Below are 22078 nucleotides of genomic sequence, written 5' to 3'. Positions count from 1 at the left end.
CCGACGTCAGGTCTTCCGTTATCGGCGCAGTATATCGGCGGCGCGAGCCCCCGCCTTTCGCAGGGCCCGACGACCTCCGCTGCGAGCGCGGGTTTTATCTATCGCGTTATCCATGGATGCCTGCAGGAGCCTTACCAGCCAGGCCACGCCTTCGTCACGCATTGCCGCCTTCGGCGCAGTCGCGTTTATGGCGAAGCGTCCGAGTGGCAGGGGAGGATTGACGCTGACGATGCCGAACCGCGCGGCATGCATCTCGACGAAGCGGCGTGGCAAGGCCGAGATAAAGTCGGTTTCCGCAAGCACGGCGAGCGCGAACATGAAGTACGGGACCGTCAGCGCCACCCGCCTGGAGCATCCATGGCTGGCCAACACATTGTCGACAAAGCCATGTGTATCGCCCAGATGCGAGACCACAAGGTGCTGCGCGGCGCAGTAGTTGGCCAGTGTCGGATCTGTCAGCAAAGGATGGCCCTGACGGGCCGCGATGACAAAATCCTCCTCGTAGAGCAGCAGGCTTGCAAAGCGGACTGGAAACTCGGCCTGAGGAATGATGGCGATGTCCATGTCACGGGCTTCCAACGCGGCTAACGCATCGCGCCAAGCCAGATCAGGCGATGGCTCGCCCTGTCTCGGCAGCAATTGCCGGATGCTGATTGCAATGCCGGGAGCGGACTTGGCCAACAGGCCGAGCAACGGCGGCAGAAATACAGACGAAACGCCATCGGGCGCGCCGATCGTAAATCGCCGCTGAGAGCGCGCTGGATCGAATGGTTGCGCTGTCGCCACCACGCTGCGAACGCGCGCCAATATATCGGCGATGGGTGCTGCAAGCTCCTCGGCCCGGTCTGTCGGAACGACGCCCTTCGGTGTTTTGAGAAATAGCGGGTCACCCAGCAGCATGCGCAGCCGGCCAAGGCCGTGACTGATCGCCGAGGGCGAGAGGTTCAACCGCTGCCCCGAACGCCCGACATGGCCTTCCTCCATGACAGTCTCGAACAGCACGAGCAGATTGAGGTCGATTCTGGATAGGTCAATTTGGTTCAGCATATTACTGAAATCATATCATTGGATTCATTACCCTGAAAGTGGGAGATAGCGACCATTCCGGTACGGCCGATCACCAATAGGAAGATCCGATGTCCCTTTTCAAAAGCAAAACGGCGCGCGGCGACAAGTCCGTGCACAAAGCCGCAACCCTTTCCCGGCGAACTGCCCTGACAATGGCGGTCGCCGCAACAGGGCGCGTCGCCCATGCCGCTCCGGCATCCGATGCGGCATTGCTCGACATCATCCGCCGCACAGAACAACAGGCGGCGGCTTTCATGGCCGGCGACATGACGCGGTGGGCGAGCCTCGTCCGGCTCGATGACGATTTCACCCTGATGCAGCCTTTCGGTGGTTCCGCCAGCCATGGCTTCGACGACAGTCCCGAGCATCTGGCCGAACTCGCCCGCTTCTTCCGCAATGGCTGGGGAACCCTGGAGGTGGAAAAGTCCTATGTCAGTGACGATCTGATCGTACTGGTGATGATCGAGCGCCAGCATGGTGAGGTAGGCGGTCTGCCGGACCAGAACTGGTCGCTGCGTGTCACTCAGGTCTATCGCCGGCATGGATCAGACTGGAGGCTCGCCCACCGTCATGCCGACCCCCTGGTTGGGAAGATCTCGCTGGAACAGGCCGCAGCCCTGGCCCGGGGCGAATGATGTCCGCCCGGATTTGAAAACGATCGCCTTGCCGTGGGCTCGGCTCTCGCGGCAACGCCCCTTTCATAGATGTTCCGAAATTTATAATTGAGATTGCAGTCTGGAGATGGTTTTCTGCGACCTTGCGTAGCTGAGTCCACGCCTCCTCCCGATTTTAATTCGAGTGGCTCATGTCGATTTCAGATGCGATCTATCGTCCTTTCGAAAGCCTGATCCGGCCGCTCGATATCCCCTACCGGCCGCTGCCGTCGAAGGGGCCGGTGGCGGTACTCCTGCATTTCATCTCGATGTTTCGGGGTGTGCTGATTGTGGTGACGCTTTGCACCATGGCGAACGAGGCCATGAATCTAAGCATTGTCTGGGGGCTGTCGGTCATCGTCGACGGTGTTACGCAACAGGGTGCATCCGCTTTCCTGGCGAGTGAATGGCCGCTGCTGACCTTCCTCGGCCTGCTGCTCTTTCCGGCCATGCCGATCGCCTCGTTCCTCGTCAACACGCTGACCTCGCATACGCTCGGCATCGGCATGCCGGCCGCCATCCAGTGGCAGGGCCACAAGGCGGTGGAGCGGCAGGATCTCGGCTTCTTCCATGATCTCTATGCCGGCCAGGTCGCCTCGCGCCTGCAGCAGGTGGCCTCTGCTGTCCAGCAGCAGCTCATTTCCGCCTTCCAGTCCATTCCACGCTTCCTGATGCAGATGGTGGGCTCCGTGATCCTGCTCAGCGCCTTGTCCTGGCAGCTCGCCGTGCCGACCGTCATCTGGATCACGCTCAACGTCCTGCTCGCCGTCAGGCTGGCACCGATCTTTACCGAGCGCGCTCGCCGCTCCGCCAAGCGGCGCAGCCTGATCGCCGGCGCCATCACCGATCTCTACACCAACATGCAGATGGTCAAGCAGTTCGCCGCCGAAGACAGCGAGGCGGGCACCATCCGCGGTATTATCGGCAAGTCGATCGAGACGCAGCAAAGCGAACAACGCATTTATCGCACATCCGAGCTGACGGTCGTCGTCCTCAACGTGCTGCACTGGCTGTCCATTCTGTCGATCGGCTTTACCGGCCTCGTCGAGGGGTTCGTGACGATCGGCGAATTTACCGGCGCCGTCTATGTCCTCCAACGGCTGTCTGGCCACACCTTCACCTTCCTGCAAATGGGCCAGCAGATCTTCCAGGCGATCGGCACGATCAGGGATGCCATGCCGGTCATGACGACGCCGCCCACGATCACCGACCGGCCGGATGCGGCAGACCTCAAGGTCGAGAGCGGCAAGATTCGTTTCGACCATGTCCGCTTCGCCTACAAGTCCGGCAAGCCTGTCATCGATGATCTGTCGCTGATGGTCCAGCCAGGCGAGAAGGTCGGCTTGGTCGGCCTCTCGGGCGCCGGCAAGACCACGCTCGCCAACCTGCTCCTGCGCTTTTATGACATCGAGGACGGCGCGATCTTCATCGACGGGCAGGATATCCGCGCCGTCACCCAGGCAAGCCTTCGCCGCGCCATCGGGGTCATCGCACAGGACGTCGCGCTGCTGCACCGTTCGGTCGGCGACAATATCCGTTACGGCCGGCCGGAGGCGACGAAGGACGAGATCGAAGCGGTGGCGAAGATGGCAAGCGCCGATGCCTTCATCGCCGATCTTTCCGACGGCGAAGGCCGCAGGGGCTACGACGCCTTCGTCGGCGACCGCGGCATCAAACTGTCAGGCGGCCAGCGCCAACGCGTGGCCATCGCCCGCGTTCTCCTGAAGGACGCGCCGATCCTGGTGCTTGACGAGGCGACCTCCGCCCTCGACAGCGAATCCGAAGCCGCCATCCAGGAAAGGCTCAACCTGGTCATGGAAGGAAAGACGGTGATCGCCATCGCACACCGCCTGTCGACCATCGTCAGGATGGACCGGATCGTCGTGCTCGATCACGGGCGCATCGTGGAGGAGGGCAGGCCGGACGAACTGGTCGAACAAGACGGGCTATTTGCCCGCTTGTGGAAACACCAGACCGGCGGCTTCATTCCCGAGGAGATCGACGAACTCTTGCCGACCTCGCCTGCGGCCTGAGCGGCTGGTCCTCACGTAAACCGGGATAACATCAGCGGACTAGAAGCAGGCGAACGGGACCTTCTCCATCACCGCACCCCTTGACGATGGCGGCGGCTGTCCTGCCTATTGCGCGCAAGGGAACCGGGAGCAGGGTGGTCATGATCAATCCGTCGAGCAGGTCGGGCAGGCGCGACCCCGATGTCACCATCCGTCGCATTCTGAAGGTCAACCATGCGGGCGAGTTCGGCGCTATCAGGATCTATGGTGCTCAGATCCTGGTGGCTCGGCGGCTGTTTCCCGACATCGTGCCGGCGCTTGAAGAGATGCGTGGGGACGAGATCGACCATTGCCGCCTGTTTCGCGAGGCGATGCCTGCAAGGAGCGCCAAGCCCTGTCGTGTCATGGCATTCTGGAGCCTCGGCGGTTCTGTGCTCGGCTTCCTGACGGCGCTTGCCGGGCGCAACATGATCTGGATTTGCACCGAGGCGGTCGAAAGCACGGTCCATCGCCATCTCGAAGACCAGTTGGCTTTCCTTGCAAAGCGCGATCCCGAGCTTCACGCCCTCATCGCGTCGATCCAGGAACAGGAACTGGCGCATCTCAGGACGGCCGAAAGCAGCCAGAAAGGGCGGGGCCTCAGCCACGCCCTGCTCCTGCCCGTCGTCGGTGCCTTGACCGACTTGATGATCTGGCTCTCGACCTGGGGAGACTCGAGCTGGATGCGCGCCGAAATGGCGCGTGCGGGGAGGGGCTAGAGCAATTCCAGGAAAAGTGCGAAGCGGTTTTCCGTCCGGAATTGCGTAAAAACAAAAGGCTAGAGCGGTCCTGCGTTTCCGTTAAAAGCTGAACCGCTCTAGTCTTGCCGCGCAAACGGTGACTTGCTGCTGTCGGGCCTTTGGCCAAATGCGAGTGCGCTATTCGACGAGCCCGAAGATGGGGCCGTAGCCGCCGTGCCAAGACCAGTCGTTGCGGCCCATTTCGGGATTGTAAAGTCCGACACCCCGTCCGCCATCGAGAAACAAGGCATCGGGGCATTTCAGATGGTCGCGGAAGAGCCTTGCGAAATCGTGGAAATTCACGCCGTCTTCGCTGATCGCGAAACGAACTGTGCCATGCTCGCAGACGCCGACACCGTTGCGGCGGGTTCGGTCTGTCGAGCCGACGATGAAGATCGGGTTCAGCTTGTTAGCAATGACAAGCATCGGGCCGGATTGCGTGGCGAACCGCACCTTGGGCCGACGCTTCAGAAATTCATCGGTCGGGAGTATCCCGGCACCTGCCTCACCCAGAGAGAACACGCCGTTCGGCTTCTTATAGAAATTCGGCACCTGACCGGCGGAGCTTTCGGCCTTTGTCGTATTGGCGGGGTTCAATTCCCTGGCATTCTCGACATAGAGTCCCATCGGCGAAAAATCGGCCCGATACATCCCGGCGTTGACGGCCAGGGCTAGGGTTCGGCCCTCGGCGCGAACGGCTTCGGCAAGGCTTGAAAAAGTGCGGTATGCCGCGCCATCGGCGTTTTTCCAGAACAATCGCAGGTCGGCTTTGCCCGGCTCCAGCGTGCAGACGACGTATTTTGTCTCTTCAAAGCTTTCCTGCTTACATTGTTTGGCATGCGCCTGATGCAGTGATGTCACCGTTGCTGCCAGCGTGATGGCCCCGGCGAGCACGGCATGTTTGAGATAGGTCATCGGTACGGGACTCTCTTTCAAATCGCCAATGAAGCGTTTGTCCGTGAGATTACAATAATTTGATGCTGCGGGTTAGGGCAAGTGACCCGCAGCAGGGAAGGGAAGGTCATGAGTGTCTACGCAACAGTCGGTGCAATCGATTCCGTCAAATCGAATGGGTTTTATGATGCGACCTTGGCAACGATCGGATGGAGCAAACATCGGGAATTTCCCGGATGGAGCGCCTATTCCGAAGGCGGGAAGGGTGACGGTTTCGTTCTATGGGTTTGCACGCCGTTCAACGGCGAACCGGCGAGCGCCGGAAATGGCTCGATGGTTGCTTTCATGGCCAAGTCCCACGCCGAGGTGGACGCTTTTTACGATGCGGCCATGACAAACGGCGGAACGGACGACGGCGCGCCCGGTCTACGTCCGCACTACGGGCCGAACTGGTATTCCGCTTACGTGCGCGACCCCGCCGGAAACAAGATTGCTGTCGTCTACGATAGCTGAGGCCAACTCGGTTGCCGCAACTCGACGTCTCGCGGACTACCAGGCGGTACGGGCGGTGCCGAGCGCGGTCGTATGAGAGGATGAGACCTGGGCAACGTGCGCCTTGAGCGACACGACGCAGTTTCCCGGAACGCTGAGATTGTGCGACGTCAAGTGTTTCAGCAATGTCTCGGCGTCGCGCTTTTCGGTTAGCGGAAATGTCACAGTCATGCGAATTCTCCAACGAATAAACTGAGCATCTGCAAAAATTAATGTCTAAATTCTTTTGCGCTGCAACAAGAAAATTTTAACGATAAAATTAAAATCGATTAGCTTTCGGAGTGGCTATTTTAAAAATCGTTTGAAATCGGATTTGGGGCTTCTCCATGGATGCCTTGACTGCTTCGGCCAACCGCTCGTTTCGTCCGGTTCCCGCCGGTCGAAGTGCAGGCGTTTGGAGCGTCGTGAGCGTTAGGTGCGCTGGCTGACGTAAGATCGGGCGGTCATCTGCCGTTGCGGGCGGCCCAGCTCTTGAGCCGTAGTCCATTAAGCCTGATGAAACCTTCCGCGTCGTGATGATCGAAGGCGATGGTGCTTTCTTCGAAGGTGACGAGGTCGGCGGAGTAGAGTGAGCAGGGGGAGGCGCGGGAAAGGACCGAGGCGCTTCCCTTGTAGAGCCTGAGCGTCACCTCGCCGCTGACGAAATCCTGGCTGTGGTCGATCAGGGCTTGCAGCATGTCCCGCTCGGGCGCGAACCAGAAGCCGTTGTAGATCAGCTCGGCGTAGCGGGGCATGATTTCATCCTTCAGATGGGCGGCGGCGCGGTCGAGCGTTATCGATTCAATGCCGCGATGGGCCGCGAGCAGGATCGTGCCTCCCGGCGTTTCGTATATTCCCCTCGACTTCATGCCGATGAAACGGTTTTCAACCAGATCGAGTCGCCCGATGCCATGCCGACCACCCAATCGATTGAGCTCGGTCAGCAAAGCGGCTGGCGTCATGGCCTTGCCGTTCACCGAAACCGGATCGCCGCTCTCGAAGACGATGGTGATGATCTCGGGTGTGTCGGGCGCGTCGACCGGATCGACGGTGCGCTGATAGACATGATCGGGCGCGACCTCCGCCGGATTTTCGAGAATCTTGCCTTCGGTCGAGGTGTGCAGCAGGTTGGCGTCGATCGAGAACGGCGCCTCGCCGCGCTTGTCGCTCGGCACCGGGATATGATGCTTTTCGGCATATTGCAGAAGCTGCATGCGGGAGCGGATGTTCCATTGGCGCCAGGGCGCGATGACCCTAATCGACGGGTCGAGCGCATTGACGGCCAGCTCGAACCGGATCTGATCATTGCCCTTGCCTGTCGCACCATGGGCAACGGCATCCGCGCCAACCTCCCGGGCGATGCCGACCAGATGCTTGGCAATCAGCGGCCGTGCGATGGAACTGCCGAGCAGATACTGCCCCTCGTAGAGCGCGTTTGCCCGCAGCATTGGAAAGACGAAGTCGCGGACGAATTCCTCGCGCAGATCGACGATGCGGATGTCCTTGACCCCAGCCATCTCCGCCTTGGCTCGCGCCGGCTCGAGTTCCTCGCCCTGGCCGAGATCGGCGGTGAAAGTCACCACCTCGCATCCGTAGGTTTCCTGCAACCATTTGAGGATGATCGAGGTATCCAGCCCGCCCGAATAGGAAAGCACGATTTTCTCTATCTTGGTCATTTACCCACCTCCATCTCGATGCTGGAACGATAGGCCAAGTCCTGCGCAATGAGCTTGCGAAGCATCCGTAAAATTGCGAGAGTTTAGCATATCATGCCACTGTAGTATGAATCGGAGCTATCAAATGCCAGTCATCCTGGACCCGATCGACCGCCATATCCTGCGCGTGCTTCAGCGTGACGGGCGTATTTCGAATGTCGATCTGGCGAAGGAGGTAGGGCTATCGCCTTCGCCGTGCCTGCGTCGCGTGCGGCTCTTGGAAGATGCCGGGATCATCGATCGCTACGTCGCCGTGCTGGACCCTGCAAAGGTCGGGGCGGGACTGACGGTTTTTGCCCGCGTCTGGTTCAAGACCCAGGACGCCGAGGTCACGCTCCGCTTCGCCGAAGCCGTCAGGCGCTTTCCCGAGGTGATGGAATGCTACCTGACGACAGGGGAATGTGATGCCGTGCTTCGGATCGTCACCGCCGATCTGCATAGCTACTGGCGTTTTCAGGCCGATCACCTGACGCGCATTCCGAGCGTCCTCAGCGTCAAGACCGACGTGCCGATGGAGACGTTGAAGCGAAGCTTCGAGCTGCCGTTGAGATAGGCGTCGTGGCTCGATCCCCATCCCAGGGGAGAGGCGTTCCGAGGGGGCTGACGCCAAACGATTCCAGGGCTCTATTCACCTTGCACGACGAGGGGGAGCCGTTCAGCGCGCTTGCTCGCCAATGGGGGTGCGACGCCTCGACCGCGACATGGCTGGTCGACCGGCTGGAGCGTGCGGGTCTTGCCGAACGCGTAACGCCGGAACACGACCGCCGCGTCAAGCTGGTACAGCTGACCGGGAAGGGCGCTGTCACCAAGGACGAGCTGTTGACGGAGCATTATCGCCCGCCGGCGGAACTCCGGCACCTTTCGGCCGGAGAGCTCGAAGAGCTGGCCAGGCTGCTTGCCAAGACCGAAGGCGGGCACTGACGGGCGAGGGATCGTATCGTCGTCGCGGAGGCTAGATCATTCCTGGTTTCTCCTGGCGCGGAGATGGTCTAACTTTTTGTTTTTGCGCGATTGGGGACGCGCTGTGTCAGACGATTCCGTATTCTTTCAAGAGCGCCTGCTCGTCGCCGGAAACCCAACCAAATATCTTCGGCTCTCCATTCAGTTTCTGAACGAGATAATGGACATCGAAATCTATCGAGATATCCGGTGCGTCCTGTCGAGAGTAGATCGCCGTCCAGGCAAGGTGAGCCACGCAATGACACTCATCGATCGGGGAGAGCCGGAGATCGCGTATCCGCATTTCTTTCGTGCCTGTCGCCCGATACCGCTCATAGCCCTGCTCCATGATCCGTCCGAGTTGGTCGTCGTTTTTTCCGGCCATGACCCCGGCGGGCGAGGCTGCGATGAACGCGGAAGCGTAGAACGACGCGCTCGCATCCAAATCCACATCGCCACTCAGCGCGCGATTGAAGAGCTGCTGATATCGCACAAACAGGTCCCTGACCGCAGTTTCCATCGATCACCCTCAATTTCAATGGGGCATCCCGGGTAGCAGTATGCTTGTGCGTGGTGCAATTGCCAATGCCAGCCAAGAGTTCAAAGGGACTAGCCAGCATAGGCCGCTTCAAGATGGGCGATGATGATCTTCCTCATCCTGTACATGGCCAGGACCATTCGCTTTGCCTTCCTGCGGTCGCGGCCGCCGTTAAGGCGGAGCGCAACTTCATGGCTGACCTACCAGAGGACACCGAATTTCTCCTGCAGCCAGCCGCCCGCGCGCTCGGAGCCACCATTTGCCAGCAGCGAAAGCTCAAAGCATTTCGTGATTGGCTCCTTACCGAAATCAGTCATTCTTGAGATCTCGGGTGCCACAGCGCCTCGGCCGAATGGAGTCCGCGATGAAGAGGGTAAAGCTTGACCGGCGGTTTGGCCGCGAAGCGTTTGGCGATGATCCTGCCAATTATCACAGCGCGCGGCCGCCTTATCCGCAAGCGACCTGGGCGGCCCTGCGCGAGCGCGCCGGTCTCAGGGCCGGCATCGACATATTGGAGATCGGCGCCGGTTCGGGGCTGGCGACGATGGCGCTGCTCGGTCACCGGCCGCGCAGCCTCGTTGCCGTCGAGCCCGATGGCCGGCTTGCGGATTACCTTCGCATCTCGATCGACGATCCCTGTCTCGACATCGTGGAGGCCCCTTTCGAGACCGCCGATCTCAAGCCGGCCTCCTTCGATCTGGTCGCTGCCGCGACGATGTTTCACTGGCTCGACCCGACGGCATCGCTGAAGAAGATCCATGGTCTGCTTCGGCCGGGCGGAGCGGTCGCCCTGTGGTGGAACGTCTTCGGCGACGCGGGCCGGCCGGATGTTTTCCACGACGAAACGGTGCATCTGTTCGCGAGTCATCCGTCGAGCCTGTCGAGCGGCGATGCGGCGCGATTGCCTCACGGGCTGGAAGCTAACGCGCGTGTGGGGGAACTGGCCGCCACCGGCTTCATTGCCGACGAGCCGCAATTTCTCTCGTGGACGCTGACGCTCGATCCGGCTGCCGTCCGCAGGCTCTACGCAACCTATTCCAACGTGACCATACTGCCGCCGTCCAAGCGCTTCGCGCTGCTCGATGCCCTGGAAGCCATTGCCGCATCCCGTTTTGGCGGACGCGTCGAACGTAACATGACGACGGCGATCTATACCGCACGGCGACGCTCCTTAGAGGCGGACCATTAGTCGACCTGGATATGAATATGGTCGTCGTGGCGGGCAGCGCGGCAACCTTGAAAGCGGATATGGCCGTCGGTGATGCCGAGCACGTTCTTCAGATGCGGCTCGATGAAGATCTTCTGCAGGCCGAAGCGTGTCACGCCTTCGCTCGTCAACCAGCCGATCGCTGCCGATGTGCGCTGCTCCTCGATCCGATAGGCCGGAAACAGAGACTGCAGCGCATCGAAGTTCCAGCGGGTGGTGAGCCAGTCGTTGCGCCCTTCGCATGGCAGTTCGTCGCCGGGGGCGGGTTGCTCGAAGGCGAAGTAGCCGATGGGGGAGCGGGTGGCGCCATTCAGGAAGGCACCGTCGGCATCCTTGTAATAATAGGCGAAGTCTAGCTTTTTGCCATCGGCATGCGACAGATGCGGCAGCAGCGGAAAGCCGTTCAAGAAGGGGAAATTCGCATCCAGCGCGACGGTGACGGTTCCGGGGAATTCCTTGTCCATGTGGGCGGCAAGCGCCTTTGCCAGGTCGCGTAGCTCGGGTGTGACGTAGTTGCGGTTCAGCAGGCAATAGATCGGGGAGCGGACCACGAGCCTGTCCGTGGCGTCGGCGATGCAGGAGAGGGGAACTCGCCCGAAGATCGGCGCGGCGCGGCTCGCCGCAAAAGTGGCTCCGGCATAGCAAAGCACGAAGATCGCAAGCTTTGCCAGAAACTTCCGTAAGCCCCAGACGCGTGAGGCGGCCAGCACCGCGAGATAGACGATGCCGCCGATCTGCGTCAGCAGCGTCAGGATGAGAACGATCAGGGCGTGAAGGGCAAAACGGAACACGGGAGGGGCCTTGGGAACGTTGCCATCCCATAGGCCAGGCGATGCTGCTGCGCAAGGCGGATGGCGGGGAAGTGCGCGGCTCATTTATGCCCTTCCTTTGAGTGCTCGGAATTGACAGGATCATTTATCTGACTAAAGTCAGGTAACATGATTTACGATCCTGTCGCTCGTGTCCGTCGCTTCAACCGTGCCGTCACCTCCGAAGTCGGCGCTCTCGATACGTCTTTCCTCGGACGCGGCCGTCCGCTGGGTGCAGCCCGTGTTCTCAATTCGATCGGCCGGGGGCAATCGGATGTTGCGGTGATCCGCGATTATCTCGGTCTCGACTCGGGTTTGATGAGCCGTCTGCTGCGCAGTCTGGAAGAGGAGGGTCTCATCGAGACGCTGCCGAACCCTCAGGACGCGCGTCGCCGCGTTGCCCGGTTGACCGAAACCGGCCATAGCGAGTTTCAGGCTTATGAAACGCTTTCCAATGCGCAGGCGAAATCGTTTCTGGCGCGCCATCGCCGCCCGGATGAACTGCTGCGCGCCATGGATATCGTCGCTTCCTCGCTGAGACGTGAGCAGATCGTGCTCGAGGAGAAAGACCCGCGGCACGAGGATGCCAGCTATTGTCTTAACGAATATTACGGTGAACTCGCACGCCGCTTCGAGAAGGGTTTCGATGTATCGCTTTCTCGCGATCCCGACGCCCGGGATATGATCCGTCCGCACGGTGCGTTCCTGGTGGCCATGTCGGATGGCCTGCCGATCGGCTGTGTCGGGCTGAAGGGCAATGGCGGCGAGGTCGCGGAGATCAAAAGGCTCTGGGTCGCCCCATCCGCGCGCGGCCTTGGGCTCGCAAGGCGTCTTATGACGGCCGCCGAGAACATCGCCCGCGAGTTATCCATCAAACTCCTGCGTCTGGATACGAATAGTGCGTTGCCCGAGGCAACGCTGCTTTATCGTGGAACCGGCTGGAGTGAGATCGACCGTTTCAACGACGACCCATACCCGGACACGTTCTTTGAAAAGCGCCTTTAAACCCAGGTGGCTTTGTGCTGCTCACTTCTCCTCCGTTATTCCTGTGCTCGTCACAGGAATCCTGTGCGCCCAAGTCCTTGAGCGCGCGAGAGTTTGTTGCTTGGATGGGAGTCATTCACGGCGCAGACGCGCCGTGGCTGGATTTCTGTGACAAGCACAGGATTTGAAGGAGGGTGAGGCGCCGCTGTCCGGCTCTTCGCATGGCTCAGGGCGTTCGGCCGACCGGGCCTCACCCCCTCGGTCAGGCGGCGAAGCGCTCCCCTATCGGGCGGCGGCGCAGGTTCGGCTGCGTTACCGCGGGCGGATTATAGGCCGCCTCCAACGGGCCGGCGTCGGTGCCGGGCGGGACGATCGCGTCGATCCGGTCGAGGATTTCGTCCGTCAGGCTCACCCCGGCGCCGGCAAGCAGATCGTCGAAGTGCTCCATCGTGCGCGGGCCGATGATCGCCGAGGTGACGGCGGGATGGGCGATGGTGAAGGCCATCGCCATGTGCGCCAGCGAAAGCCCCGCCTGCTGGGCGAGCGGGATGAGCCGTTCGACCGCGTCCAGCCGGCGCTCGTCGTTCATCTGCCTGGGGAAACGTTTGGCGCGGGCGCTGTCGGGTTGCGGCGCGCCCTTGCGGTATTTGCCGGTGAGCATGCCCATCGCCAGCGGGCTCCACACCATCGCGCCCATTCCGTAACGCTCGCAGGCGGGCAGCACTTCGCGTTCGATGCTGCGATTGAGGATTGAATAGGGCGGCTGCTCGACGCGGAAGCGTGCCAGTCCGCGGCGCTCGGAAACCCATTGCGCCTCGATAATTTCCGAGACGGGGAAGGTCGACGATCCCACGGCGCGCACCTTGCCCGCCCGTATCAGGTCGGTGAGGGCCGATAGCGTCTCCTCGATGTCGGTGTCGGGTGCCGGCCGGTGGATCAGGTAGAGATCGATATGGTCGGTCTGCAGGCGACGAAGCGAATCCTCGACCGCCTGCGTCAGCCAGCGGCGCGAATTGCCCTGCCGGTTTGGGTCGTCGCCCATCGGCAGATGTGCCTTGGTGGCGAGCACGACGTCGTCGCTCCGGCCCTTGAGCGCCTTGCCGACGATCTCCTCGGATTCGCCGTGGCTGTAGATATCGGCGGTATCGATGAAGTTGATGCCGGCATCGAGCGCCTTGTGGATGATCCGGATCGAATCCTCGTGGTCGGGATTGCCGGCAGAGCCAAACATCATCGCGCCGAGGCAATAGGGGCTGACCTTGATGCCGGTTCTTCCAAGCGTGCGGTATTGCATCGTCTGTTCCTTTTATTGGGGAGGCGGACTTCGTGCGCATCGATGTGGCCAACACCGTCGCGCTGTGTTAACTTGCATAAACGGAACCGTATTCCGGTTATATACGGAACAATGTTCCGCTTTGCAAGTGAGTGAATGATGAGCGATGAGAGAAAAGAGCAGGAGGACGGCCTGAAGCCCGGGGAAAGGGCGGACAGGCGTGTGCGCGCCGACGCCAAGCGCAATCTCGACGGGCTGCTTCAGGCGGCATTGACGGTATTTGCGACCTCCGGCGTCGACGCCCCGGTGCGCGAGATCGCGGAGAAGGCCGGCGTCGGCATCGGCACCGTTTACCGGCATTTTCCCGAGCGTTCCGACCTCGTCGTTGCCGTCTTCCGCCGCGAAATCGACGCCTGCGCCGACGCTGCGCCGATCCTTGCCGCCGAACATGCGCCGGGCGAAGCGCTGGCCAGATGGATGCAGCGTTTCGTCGATTTCATCGCGGCCAAGCGCGGGCTTGCGGCGGCCCTGCACTCCGGCAACCCAGCCTTCGATGCCTTGCCCGCCTACTTCCAGCAACGGCTGCAGCCGGCCCTTCGCTCGCTTCTCGACGCCGCCGCTGCCGCCGGCGAGGTCCGCACCGATATCGCCGCCGAGGATCTTTTGAATGCAGCCGCAAGCCTCAGCATGCACGCCTACGCCCAAGGGTCCGAACATGCCCGGCGTATGGTTTCCCTGCTGGTCGACGGGCTGCGCTACGGCGCTGTACAGCGGTGACGCTCCGACAATGAACCTGCTGTTGCCCGGCCGGCACGCGCGCGGCCGGGCAACGGCTTTGCGTCATCAGGTCCGCATCGACAGCTCGATATCCTCTTCGAATGGCGTTGAGAGGTAGCCGGCTGCAAAACTTACACGCCCTGGCAGGCAGCCTTCAGAGCGGCACCTGCCAGGATCTTTTGCGTCGGGATTTCCGTCTTGATGTCATCATCGCCATTGCCGCCGCAGGTATCCTGCGGCATGCGCTGGCGTGAAGGAATCCCGGTCGGGGCTCGTTTATTTCGCCAGCACGATATGCGTGGCGTGTTCGGTTGCGACATGCTCGGCGACGCGGAAGCCGAGGGCCGGGAGATCGATGCCTGCAAACATCGCCTCGCCCTTGCCGAGCACGACGGGCGAGATGGCGAAATGCAGTTCGTCGATCAGGCCGGCCTGCAAATACTGACGGACGGTGCTGACGCCGCCGCCGATTTTCACATCCTTGCCGCTGGCCGCCGCCTTCGCCTTGTCAAGTGCTTCCTCGATGCCGCCGGTGACGAAGTGAAACGTCGTACCGCCCTCCATGTGGATCGGTTCGCGGGGATAATGCGTCAGGATATAGGTCGGTGCATGATAGGGCGGGTTCGGTCCCCACCAGCCCTTCCAGGCATCATCCGGCCAATCGCCGCGGATAGGGCCGAACATGTTGCGTCCGAGAATGAAGGCGCCGAAATTGGCCATGCCGCGGGCCGCATAATCCTCGTCGACGCCTTCAGAACCGCCGTCCTTTCCGATCATCGCGCGGAAGGTGCGGGTACGGAAAAACCATTCGAACATCTCCGTTCCCCGCTTGCCCAGCGGATCGTTCACGCTTTGCTCCGGCCCGGCGCCAAAACCATCCACGGAAAGGGAAAATGCTGCGACACGCACCTTGGACATGTTGCTCTCCTCCATCTGATTGCGGACCGAAACTAGTTGCGTTGTCGCATAAGTGATCCTATATTGCAACCAGTTTTAAGGAGAGAATTCGTGGATATTGAACTGCGTTCGGGCTGCCCGATCAACCTGACGATGGAAGTGCTGGGCGATCGGTGGAGCCTCATCATCATCAGGGACATCATGTTCGGCAACCGCCGCCATTTCCGCGATCTTCTGACCCATTCGGAGGAGGGGATTGCCTCCAACATTCTGGCTGCCAGGCTGAAGCGTCTGCTCTCGCTCGGATTCATCAGCAAGCGGGACGACCCGAGCCACAGCCAGAAAGCGATCTACAGCCTGGCGGAGCCGGCGATCCAGCTCGTGCCGGTCTTTGCCATGATCGGCGCCTGGGGACGACGGCATCTGCCTGTGAGCGAGGAACTGAGCATCCGTGCGCAGCTTCTCGAAGAAGGCGGGCCGCCGCTGTGGGACGAGTTCATGGAGGATCTCCGGCAGATCCACATCGTCGATCCGATCGGCGGCGCTATCGGAACATGCACTTCGCCGGTGCTCGCGAAGCTGACTGCGGCATTCATCGAGGTCCGCGCGCGATCGGTGTCGCAGGCATCCTGATATCGAGGGAGGTCGGTCGGCTCGATCAGCCGCCGGCGCCCTGGTACTTGCCGGTGGCATATCGCCAGTAGGCGATTGATATCAACACCCAGATCGGGCCGGCCGCGAGAGCCACAGGCCCGGCCCAGTCCCCGAGGATCGGGATGGGTTTGCCGAGCAGGGCGCCGACGGGGACCGAGCTGGTGAGGGCCAGCGGGACCGCGGTGATGAGGATGGTCTGGATGCCGCCGGGGAAAATGTTGAGCGGGTAGCGCGTCAATTCCCAAAAGCCGAAGAAGATCGAGAACAGGTGGTTGGAGCGCACCCAGATCAGCGCCGTGGCGCCGATCATGGTGATGAGCGCCGCGGTCAGCAGCGTCGCGCTGAGGAGCGCGGCAATAAGGAACGATGCCGACCAGATCGACCAGGCGAAGTCGACGGACAGAACGGCCCAGCCCATCAGCGCCACCGCGAGGATGACGTGGCCGGCATAGCCGATATTGAGGCCGGAAAAAACCAGATAGGCCCAGGGGCTGAAAGGCTTGACCAACAACGTGTCGAAAGTGCCGAGCCGCACCAGTTCTTCGAGGTCGCGCAATTGCACGAAGCTCATCGCGGCGCCGAGCGAATAAGCCAGCAGCTGGAAGCTGAACAGCAGCGCCAGCTCCGGCCAGGTCCAGCCGCCAAGCGTATCGAAGCGGGCGAGCAGGATGCCGATGGTGGCAAAGACGCTGCCATAGGAAAGGATCTGCGCAAGACGGTCGAGCCAGAAAGCGCCGCGATATTCCATCTGGGAGCGGACATGCATCCGCACCAGCAGCGGCAGGACGCGAAGGTGATGAATAAGCACGATCAGCCTCCCTGCACGGTGATGCGGGTGGAGGCGCAGCGCCACAGCCAGAGGACGCCGGCGAGGAACAGCGCGGCCCAGGCAAGGCCCAGGCCGAGATGGAGCCAGACATCGGCCGTGGACAGCCTGCCGAGATAGACGGCATTGGGATAATAGACCACCCAGGCGAAGGGCAGGTGGCGGGCAATCGTGGCCAGCGGTTCGGGGAAGAACCAGAACGGTATCAGCAGGCCCGAGAATAATTGCAGCAGGGCGCTCAGGATCCAGTCCAGCGAGAAGCTCGTCATCAGCCAGAAGGCGACGAGGCCGAAGAGCGCCGACATCAGGAACAGTAGCGTAAAGGACAGCGCCCAGAAGGCGATGAACATCAAGCCATCGAACAGGGTCGCCGGCGGCAGCATGCCGTAAAACAACGCGGTGAAGGCGATGGTCGGAATGACCTGGGTCATCAGGCGATAGCCGAAGCTGCCGCATTCGTTGGCGAAAAGATAGAGCGGATAGGACAAGGGCTTGAGCAGCCAGACCGCGATATCGCCTGTCTTGAGCGACCGGCCTATCTCACCGATGATCCTTTCCGGGCGGGTCGCTCCCATCACCGCGCCGCCGAGCAGCGCATAGGTCACCATCTGCTGCAGGGAAACGCCGTCGACCACGATGCCGCCGATGCCGGCATAGGCCGCCTGCCAGATGGCGACGCGCGCGAAAACCTGCACGAGTTTGCCGAAGATATTGGCCCATACTTCGTTGCGGTAGGCGAGCTGCGAATGGAAGGAGCTGCGGGCGAAGGCGAAATAGGCGCTCATGATGCCAGGGCCTTGGCATTGCGGCGCTGGTAGAAGGTGCGGATGACCTCTTCGATGTCGGGCTCGTGCAGCGCCACATCCTTGAGGCCCCGCCCGCTGCCGACCTCCGACAGGATCGCGACCATCGAGATGTCTTCACGCTCGATGAGATAGTTCTTGCGCAAGCCTTCGTCGCTGACGAGCGCCGCGGTGCGTAACGGCAGCGGTCCGGGGTCGCTGGCAAATTCGAGTGTCAGCCGCCGGGCCGAGCCCAATGCCGCACGCAGGCTCTTCAATTCACCGTCGAAGATCAGCCTGCTATGATCGACCATGATCAGCCGCGGGCAGATGGTTTCGATGTCCTGCAGATCATGGGTGGTGAGGATGATGGTGACGCCGCGCTCGCGGTTGATCTCGGCGAGAAAACGCCGCACGGCATCCTTGGCGACCACATCAAGCCCGATGGTCGGCTCGTCCAAAAAGAGGATCTTGGGATCGTGCAGCAGCGACATCACGATCTCGGCGCGCATGCGCTGACCCAGGCTGAGCTGGCGCACAGCGCGGTCGAGAAAGGGCGTCAGATCCAGCAACTCGCTGAAGCGCCGGAGATTATCCGCATAGCGGGCGGTGGGAATGTCGTAGATGCGCTGATGCAGGGTAAAACTGTCGACCAGCGGCAGATCCCACCAGAGCTGGCTGCGCTGGCCGAAAACAACGCCGATCTCGCGAGCATTGTCCATCCGCCGCAGATGTGGTGTCCGGCCGAGGACCGAGAGCGTGCCGTCGCTCGGCACCAAAATGCCGGTCATCATCTTGATCATCGTCGATTTGCCGGCGCCGTTGGGGCCGAGATAGCCCACGGCTTCGCCCGCCGCGATGTCGAAATCGATGTCGGAAACCGCCAGAACTTCCGTATATTCGTTGGTCACCAGTGTCTTCAAAGCGCCCAGCAGGCCTGGAAATCGCTTGTGCTGCCGGAAGCGTTTGCTGACGCCCCGCGCCTCGATCAAAGCCGTCATGTGTATTTCCTCGGGGATGATTCCAGCCGATTCGGCAGCAGCACCCAGGCTAACGCGAGGCTCGGTCAGTTCAAGCAAAAGTCGCTTTTTTGGATGCTACTCAATCGCGCCTAGCCTTTTGCATTGACAGCGACGCTCGCACCGTTCTTGCGACCGTCAGCGACCGGTTCGCGGCGACGTTGTCGTCCGGCTTCCTCTAATGGAGCTGGAGCCGGCGGAGGTGTTCAAGGCCGTCGAGGCAGCGGAGAACCGTTCCAGGGTGCAGGCCTATCTTCAGGCATTCTCGGCCTATTGCATGGCGGACAGTAAGACCGCCTAAGGTTCGCTCGCTGCATCATCGGACGTCCATCAGCAGGCCGTTCTCGAATGCCGTCTTTTCGTGAAGCGTGTGCAGGATGACGAGCGGGGCTGCGAGCAGCGCTGCCAGGATGAAAGCGGAGAGGAAGTGTCTCGTCAGAAGACGAAGGATTGGTCGGATCATCTTGATCTCCAGCTGCCGCGAATATTCTTGTGCTGGACCTCAACAATTGCAGCAGCATGACCGGCTGCCTTGCAAGCTCCGCAATGCTGCCGCAACCCTTGTGGCGGACAGAGGGGAGAGCGAGACAATGGACAGGCGATGCGGATACTGCTGATAGAGGATGAGAGGGAGCTGGCCGAGGCGCTGTCGGCCGCACTCGGCAAACATGGGATCGTTACTGACCACACAGTGCATCTGGTCGATGCGGTCGAGCTGACGCGGCAGAACCTCTACGATGCAATCCTGCTCGACCGGCGCCTGCCCGACGGAGAGGGGCTGAGCTTCATTCCTGAGCTCAGGCGGACGGGGAAGGATACGCCGATCATCGTGATGACGGCGCTGAATGAACCGAAGGAGCGGATCGAGGGCCTCGACCTCGGGGCGGACGACTATCTCGGAAAGCCGTTCCTGGTCGAGGAGCTGATGGCGCGGCTCAGGGCCGTGCTGCGGCGATCGCCTGAACTGGCCGAACTCAAGATCACGGCCGGGCGGCTGGTGATCGACCCGCTGCATCTGAGCGTCACCGTCGATGCTACGCCGCTCGATCTCCCCCGGCGCGAGCTTCTGGTGCTTTCAGCACTCGCAAGGCGAAAGGAGAAGACCGTGCTGCGCTCGACGCTGGAAGCAGCGGTTTACAACTACGAAGAGGAGATCCAGTCGAATGCGCTCGACGCGCATATTTCACGGTTGCGCAAGCGGCTGATCGATGCCGGCGCCGGTGTAGCGATCCATAATATCCGCGGCGTGGGCTATCTCATGAAGGAAGAATGATGCGCGAGGCGACCAAGTCGAACCCTTCACTCTGGTGGACGCTCAGCTGGCAGCTCAGTATCGTTTTCGTGGCTGTTGTTGCGACGGTGATCATTGGGCTTTGCATTTACGCCACCAGCATCCTCTCGCCCAATGAAGGAATGCAGGTTCAACTGACTGCAGCCCTCGAGGAAGCTCTTACGCGCGACTCGCAGGGCAGGATCGTCATAGCTGATAGCCCGCGTCTCAGGTCGTTCAAGGCTGAGAACAACAGGCTCTGGTTTTTCGTCGCAACACCCAGTGGAGAAACGGCCTCCTACGGCGTAATACCGGCGCCCTATATGGACCTAGCCCGGTACGTCTACCTCATCAAAGACGCCGACATACGAGGGGCGTCTGGTACGACCGAGGTCGCCTCCATCGACCGTGTCGACACGGCAGAAGGCGAGTACAGAGTGATGTACGGCGGAAACGCCAGCAGAAGCTCCGCATTTCTGGCAATACTCGGCAAAACCTACCTCATTTACACACCACTTTTGGCCATCGCTTTGCCCGGGGTTTTTCTAACGATCCCCCGCGTCGTAGCGCGCGCTTTGGCCGGCGTGAAGGATATAGCGAGCAAGGCATCGGAAATCGAACCCCGCCGGCAAGGAGCCCGATTGCCGGTGGATGGTATTCCCACGGAAATCGCACCATTGGTGATTGCTTTTAACGGAACGCTTGAGCGGCTTGAGAACGAGTTTAAGAAACGCCAGCGTTTCCTGCTCGATGCGGCGCATGAGCTGCGGACGCCGATCGCCATCATGCAGACGCGCATCGACGGCATGCCCGACGGGCGCGAGCGGCAGCGGCTGCTCGACGACGTGGCGCGGCTCGCGCAAGCGGCCGAGCAACTGCTCGATTTCGAGCGCAATGACCAGGCCGCCGATCTCGACGAAATGGTTGATCTCGTCGAGATCGCCCAAATGACGGTTGCCGATCTGGCGCCGCTGGCGATTGCCGCCGGCTATCAGATTTCGTTTCAGAGCGAGGTCAAGAGCCTGAAACGCAAGGGCAGCCCTTCGGCGCTACCAAGGGCGGTGAGCAACCTCGTACGCAATGCCATCGACCACGGAGGCAACAGCGGCATGATCACGGTTTCTGTGTCGGGCTCACCCTCCGGCGGCGGCCGGATCACGGTCGCCGACGAAGGGCCAGGCATTCCGGCCGAACATCGGGAGCTGGTGTTCGAGCCGTTTTATCGCGTCACCCCGAAGAGCAGGGGCGCCGGTCTCGGCCTCAGCCTCGTCAAACAGATCGCCGCAAACCACGGCGGCGAGGTCAGCATCGAAAGCGGTGCTGACGGGACGCGGGTGATGATCGAACTCGCATAGGTCAGGCTTGCTTGAGCGGCATCCGCCTTGGTTCTGATCAGTAAAGGCTCAGGGAAGCGATCTGTAATGCTGCGGCAATTCTCGACCGCCACTTTCGCTCGAGTTCATCGGCGACGGAGGCCAGACAGCGTGCGCAGCAACCTATTCCCATTTTCCTTCCCCGTGGCGTCGAGGGGCTTGTCCCTCGCTCTGCCGGTTGCGCTCGCCATGGCCGCGGCCGGGTGCAGTTCAGTGCCGCTGAAGGAGGCCGGCACGCTTTCCTCCTATCGCAATCTCGGCGCGCCGAAGGGCAAGCTGTCAAAGTCGCGCGTCTATGTCGATGGGACGCGCCTCAGTCCGGCAAAGACGGTCAGCATCGTGCCGACGACTTTCGCTTTCAACGCCGCGACCCGCGTCAAATCGAACGCCGACCGCGTGATGGTGGCGAACGCTCTGGACCGGGCGCTCTGCATTTCGCTCAGCGACAAATACCAGCTGGTCTCTGCCGGCCAGCCGGCGGATCTGACGATCCGCTCCGTCGTCACCGACATTGTGCCGACCAACAAGGCGATGGCGGGTGTTTCGACCGTCGTGACCGTCGGCACCGGTTTCGTACTGCCCGTCAGCGTGCCCCGGCTGCCGGCCGGCCTTGGCGGACTGGCGGTCGAGGCGGAGGCCGTCGACAGCGGTGGCGTGCAGCGGGCGGCAATCGTCTGGTCGCGCGGGGCAAACTCGCTGCAGAACAACCCCCGCGTTTCCGAAGTCGGCGATGCCTATAGCCTGGCTTCGAAATTCAGCAGCGAGTTTTCCCGCATGCTGATCAAGGGCAAGGAGCCGAAGGGATTGGATATCACGCTGCCCTCAGGGCAGCGGATGAAATCCTGGCTCGGCGGCAAACCGAAATACGCCGCCTGCGACGCCTTCGGCCGGCCGCCCGGACTGATGGGGGCCGTGGCCGCCAAATACGGCGCGCCGCCGCAGTGGACCGAGAAGAAGCCAAAACCGACCGCGACCTACTGAGAGAATCCGGCGCCGGCCCCGACAAGCCGCCGCGATCAGCACTCAGCCCGCCCCAGGCTGACGGGACGGACGGAGCAAGGGCGGGCAAGGCTTGTGC

Annotated in this window: 26 protein-coding genes and 1 pseudogene; 15 read left to right on the top strand and 12 right to left on the bottom strand. The window is 61.5% G+C overall.

Annotation, left to right across the window (positions count from 1 at the left end):
* Nucleotides 1–18 precede the first annotated feature (18 nt).
* Nucleotides 19–1047, bottom strand: coding sequence for a LysR family transcriptional regulator (locus tag V8P77_RS16680; RefSeq protein ID WP_335913425.1), 1029 nt, complete (start codon nucleotides 1045–1047; stop codon nucleotides 19–21).
* An 89-nt stretch (nucleotides 1048–1136) separates the two neighbouring features.
* On the opposite strand from V8P77_RS16680, the gene V8P77_RS16675 reads away from it, so the two are divergent.
* The 3 genes from V8P77_RS16675 to V8P77_RS16665 all read left to right on the top strand — a co-directional run bounded on the left by V8P77_RS16675 (nucleotide 1137) and on the right by V8P77_RS16665 (nucleotide 4491).
* Nucleotides 1137–1703, top strand: a complete 567-nt coding sequence (locus tag V8P77_RS16675; RefSeq protein WP_335913424.1) for a YybH family protein — start codon at nucleotides 1137–1139, stop codon at nucleotides 1701–1703.
* Nucleotides 1704–1873: 170 nt separating this feature from the next.
* Nucleotides 1874–3754 carry an ABC transporter ATP-binding protein gene (locus V8P77_RS16670; protein ID WP_335913423.1) on the top strand — a complete coding sequence of 627 codons (1881 nt, stop codon included), beginning with the start codon at nucleotides 1874–1876 and terminating at the stop codon, nucleotides 3752–3754.
* 140 nt (nucleotides 3755–3894) lie between these two features.
* Complete coding sequence (locus tag V8P77_RS16665) at nucleotides 3895–4491, top strand: demethoxyubiquinone hydroxylase family protein (RefSeq protein ID WP_335913422.1); 597 nt, start codon at nucleotides 3895–3897, stop codon at nucleotides 4489–4491.
* A 159-nt stretch (nucleotides 4492–4650) separates the two neighbouring features.
* Here the strand turns inward: V8P77_RS16665 and V8P77_RS16660 are convergent, their stop codons facing one another.
* Complete coding sequence (locus V8P77_RS16660) at nucleotides 4651–5427, bottom strand: phosphodiester glycosidase family protein (protein ID WP_335913421.1); 777 nt, start codon at nucleotides 5425–5427, stop codon at nucleotides 4651–4653.
* A 108-nt stretch (nucleotides 5428–5535) separates the two neighbouring features.
* On the opposite strand from V8P77_RS16660, the gene V8P77_RS16655 reads away from it, so the two are divergent.
* A complete protein-coding gene (locus V8P77_RS16655; protein ID WP_335913420.1) occupies nucleotides 5536–5919 on the top strand; it encodes a VOC family protein in 384 nt (127 codons plus the stop codon).
* A 36-nt stretch (nucleotides 5920–5955) separates the two neighbouring features.
* On the opposite strand, the gene V8P77_RS16650 is transcribed toward V8P77_RS16655, so the two are convergent.
* Nucleotides 5956–6129 carry a hypothetical protein gene (locus tag V8P77_RS16650; protein ID WP_003540843.1) on the bottom strand — a complete coding sequence of 58 codons (174 nt, stop codon included), beginning with the start codon at nucleotides 6127–6129 and terminating at the stop codon, nucleotides 5956–5958.
* 272 nt (nucleotides 6130–6401) lie between these two features.
* Nucleotides 6402–7613, bottom strand: a complete 1212-nt coding sequence (locus V8P77_RS16645) for an argininosuccinate synthase (protein WP_222008012.1) — start codon at nucleotides 7611–7613, stop codon at nucleotides 6402–6404.
* A gap of 124 nt (nucleotides 7614–7737) precedes the next feature.
* Here V8P77_RS16645 and V8P77_RS16640 point away from each other — a divergent pair, with 124 nt between their 5' ends.
* Nucleotides 7738–8205 carry an Lrp/AsnC family transcriptional regulator gene (locus V8P77_RS16640; RefSeq protein WP_335913419.1) on the top strand — a complete coding sequence of 156 codons (468 nt, stop codon included), beginning with the start codon at nucleotides 7738–7740 and terminating at the stop codon, nucleotides 8203–8205.
* 5 nt (nucleotides 8206–8210) lie between these two features.
* Nucleotides 8211–8573, top strand: a complete 363-nt coding sequence (locus V8P77_RS16635; protein WP_335913418.1) for a MarR family winged helix-turn-helix transcriptional regulator — start codon at nucleotides 8211–8213, stop codon at nucleotides 8571–8573.
* 106 nt (nucleotides 8574–8679) lie between these two features.
* Here V8P77_RS16635 and V8P77_RS16630 read toward each other — a convergent pair whose 3' ends face one another.
* A complete protein-coding gene (locus V8P77_RS16630) occupies nucleotides 8680–9111 on the bottom strand; it encodes a DUF6841 family protein (protein ID WP_335913417.1) in 432 nt (143 codons plus the stop codon).
* 65 nt (nucleotides 9112–9176) lie between these two features.
* On the opposite strand from V8P77_RS16630, the gene V8P77_RS16625 reads away from it, so the two are divergent.
* Entirely contained in the window at nucleotides 9177–9452 is a 276-nt protein-coding gene (locus V8P77_RS16625) for a hypothetical protein (RefSeq protein ID WP_335913416.1), read from the top strand.
* A 29-nt stretch (nucleotides 9453–9481) separates the two neighbouring features.
* A complete protein-coding gene (locus V8P77_RS16620) occupies nucleotides 9482–10318 on the top strand; it encodes a class I SAM-dependent methyltransferase (RefSeq protein ID WP_335913441.1) in 837 nt (278 codons plus the stop codon).
* On the opposite strand, the gene V8P77_RS16615 is transcribed toward V8P77_RS16620, so the two are convergent.
* On the bottom strand, nucleotides 10315–11211 hold the full coding sequence (locus V8P77_RS16615) for a hypothetical protein (protein ID WP_335913415.1): 897 nt from the start codon (nucleotides 11209–11211) through the stop codon (nucleotides 10315–10317). The genes V8P77_RS16620 and V8P77_RS16615 overlap by 4 nt on opposite strands.
* Before the next feature lie 63 nt (nucleotides 11212–11274).
* On the opposite strand from V8P77_RS16615, the gene V8P77_RS16610 reads away from it, so the two are divergent.
* Nucleotides 11275–12150 (top strand): bifunctional helix-turn-helix transcriptional regulator/GNAT family N-acetyltransferase, encoded by an 876-nt coding sequence (locus V8P77_RS16610; protein ID WP_335913414.1) that lies wholly within the window; start codon nucleotides 11275–11277, stop codon nucleotides 12148–12150.
* Between the two features lie 241 nt (nucleotides 12151–12391).
* Here the strand turns inward: V8P77_RS16610 and V8P77_RS16605 are convergent, their stop codons facing one another.
* Nucleotides 12392–13423, bottom strand: a complete 1032-nt coding sequence (locus V8P77_RS16605) for an aldo/keto reductase (RefSeq protein WP_335913413.1) — start codon at nucleotides 13421–13423, stop codon at nucleotides 12392–12394.
* Nucleotides 13424–13558: 135 nt separating this feature from the next.
* Between V8P77_RS16605 and V8P77_RS16600 the strand changes: the two genes are divergently transcribed.
* Complete coding sequence (locus V8P77_RS16600; RefSeq protein ID WP_180694789.1) at nucleotides 13559–14179, top strand: TetR/AcrR family transcriptional regulator; 621 nt, start codon at nucleotides 13559–13561, stop codon at nucleotides 14177–14179.
* A gap of 276 nt (nucleotides 14180–14455) precedes the next feature.
* Here V8P77_RS16600 and V8P77_RS16595 read toward each other — a convergent pair whose 3' ends face one another.
* A complete protein-coding gene (locus V8P77_RS16595; protein WP_335913412.1) occupies nucleotides 14456–15097 on the bottom strand; it encodes a dihydrofolate reductase family protein in 642 nt (213 codons plus the stop codon).
* 90 nt (nucleotides 15098–15187) lie between these two features.
* Here V8P77_RS16595 and V8P77_RS16590 point away from each other — a divergent pair, with 90 nt between their 5' ends.
* Nucleotides 15188–15709 (top strand): winged helix-turn-helix transcriptional regulator, encoded by a 522-nt coding sequence (locus tag V8P77_RS16590; protein ID WP_335913411.1) that lies wholly within the window; start codon nucleotides 15188–15190, stop codon nucleotides 15707–15709.
* A gap of 25 nt (nucleotides 15710–15734) precedes the next feature.
* On the opposite strand, the gene V8P77_RS16585 is transcribed toward V8P77_RS16590, so the two are convergent.
* Genes V8P77_RS16585 through V8P77_RS16575 form a run of 3 tightly spaced genes read right to left on the bottom strand, consistent with a single transcriptional unit; the run spans nucleotide 15735 to nucleotide 18339 of the window.
* Nucleotides 15735–16538 (bottom strand): ABC transporter permease, encoded by an 804-nt coding sequence (locus V8P77_RS16585; protein ID WP_335913410.1) that lies wholly within the window; start codon nucleotides 16536–16538, stop codon nucleotides 15735–15737.
* 2 nt (nucleotides 16539–16540) lie between these two features.
* The gene (locus V8P77_RS16580; protein ID WP_335913409.1) at nucleotides 16541–17341 is read right to left on the bottom strand and encodes an ABC transporter permease; all 801 of its coding nucleotides are present in this window, start codon (nucleotides 17339–17341) and stop codon (nucleotides 16541–16543) included.
* Nucleotides 17338–18339: an ABC transporter ATP-binding protein gene (locus V8P77_RS16575; RefSeq protein ID WP_335913408.1), complete on the bottom strand. Its 1002-nt coding sequence runs from the start codon at nucleotides 18337–18339 to the stop codon at nucleotides 17338–17340. The genes V8P77_RS16580 and V8P77_RS16575 overlap by 4 nt, the downstream gene beginning before the upstream one ends.
* A gap of 137 nt (nucleotides 18340–18476) precedes the next feature.
* Between V8P77_RS16575 and V8P77_RS16570 the strand changes: the two are divergent.
* A pseudogene (locus tag V8P77_RS16570) lies at nucleotides 18477–18658 on the top strand (NAD(P)H-dependent oxidoreductase); the annotation flags it as partial.
* 15 nt (nucleotides 18659–18673) lie between these two features.
* Here the strand turns inward: V8P77_RS16570 and V8P77_RS16565 are convergent.
* On the bottom strand, nucleotides 18674–18820 hold the full coding sequence (locus V8P77_RS16565; RefSeq protein WP_012757973.1) for a hypothetical protein: 147 nt from the start codon (nucleotides 18818–18820) through the stop codon (nucleotides 18674–18676).
* 138 nt (nucleotides 18821–18958) lie between these two features.
* On the opposite strand from V8P77_RS16565, the gene V8P77_RS16560 reads away from it, so the two are divergent.
* The 3 genes from V8P77_RS16560 (at nucleotide 18959) to V8P77_RS16550 (ending at nucleotide 21981) form a co-directional block, all read left to right on the top strand.
* Entirely contained in the window at nucleotides 18959–19630 is a 672-nt protein-coding gene (locus V8P77_RS16560) for a response regulator transcription factor (protein WP_335913407.1), read from the top strand.
* On the top strand, nucleotides 19630–20982 hold the full coding sequence (locus tag V8P77_RS16555; protein ID WP_335913406.1) for a sensor histidine kinase: 1353 nt from the start codon (nucleotides 19630–19632) through the stop codon (nucleotides 20980–20982). The genes V8P77_RS16560 and V8P77_RS16555 overlap by 1 nt, the downstream gene beginning before the upstream one ends.
* A gap of 66 nt (nucleotides 20983–21048) precedes the next feature.
* Nucleotides 21049–21981 (top strand): DUF3313 domain-containing protein, encoded by a 933-nt coding sequence (locus V8P77_RS16550; protein WP_335913405.1) that lies wholly within the window; start codon nucleotides 21049–21051, stop codon nucleotides 21979–21981.
* Nucleotides 21982–22078 lie beyond the last annotated feature (97 nt).

This window comes from Rhizobium aouanii (assembly GCF_037002925.1).
Taxonomy (GTDB): domain Bacteria; phylum Pseudomonadota; class Alphaproteobacteria; order Rhizobiales; family Rhizobiaceae; genus Rhizobium; species Rhizobium aouanii.
This window is presented reverse-complemented; position numbering and strand designations above follow the sequence as displayed.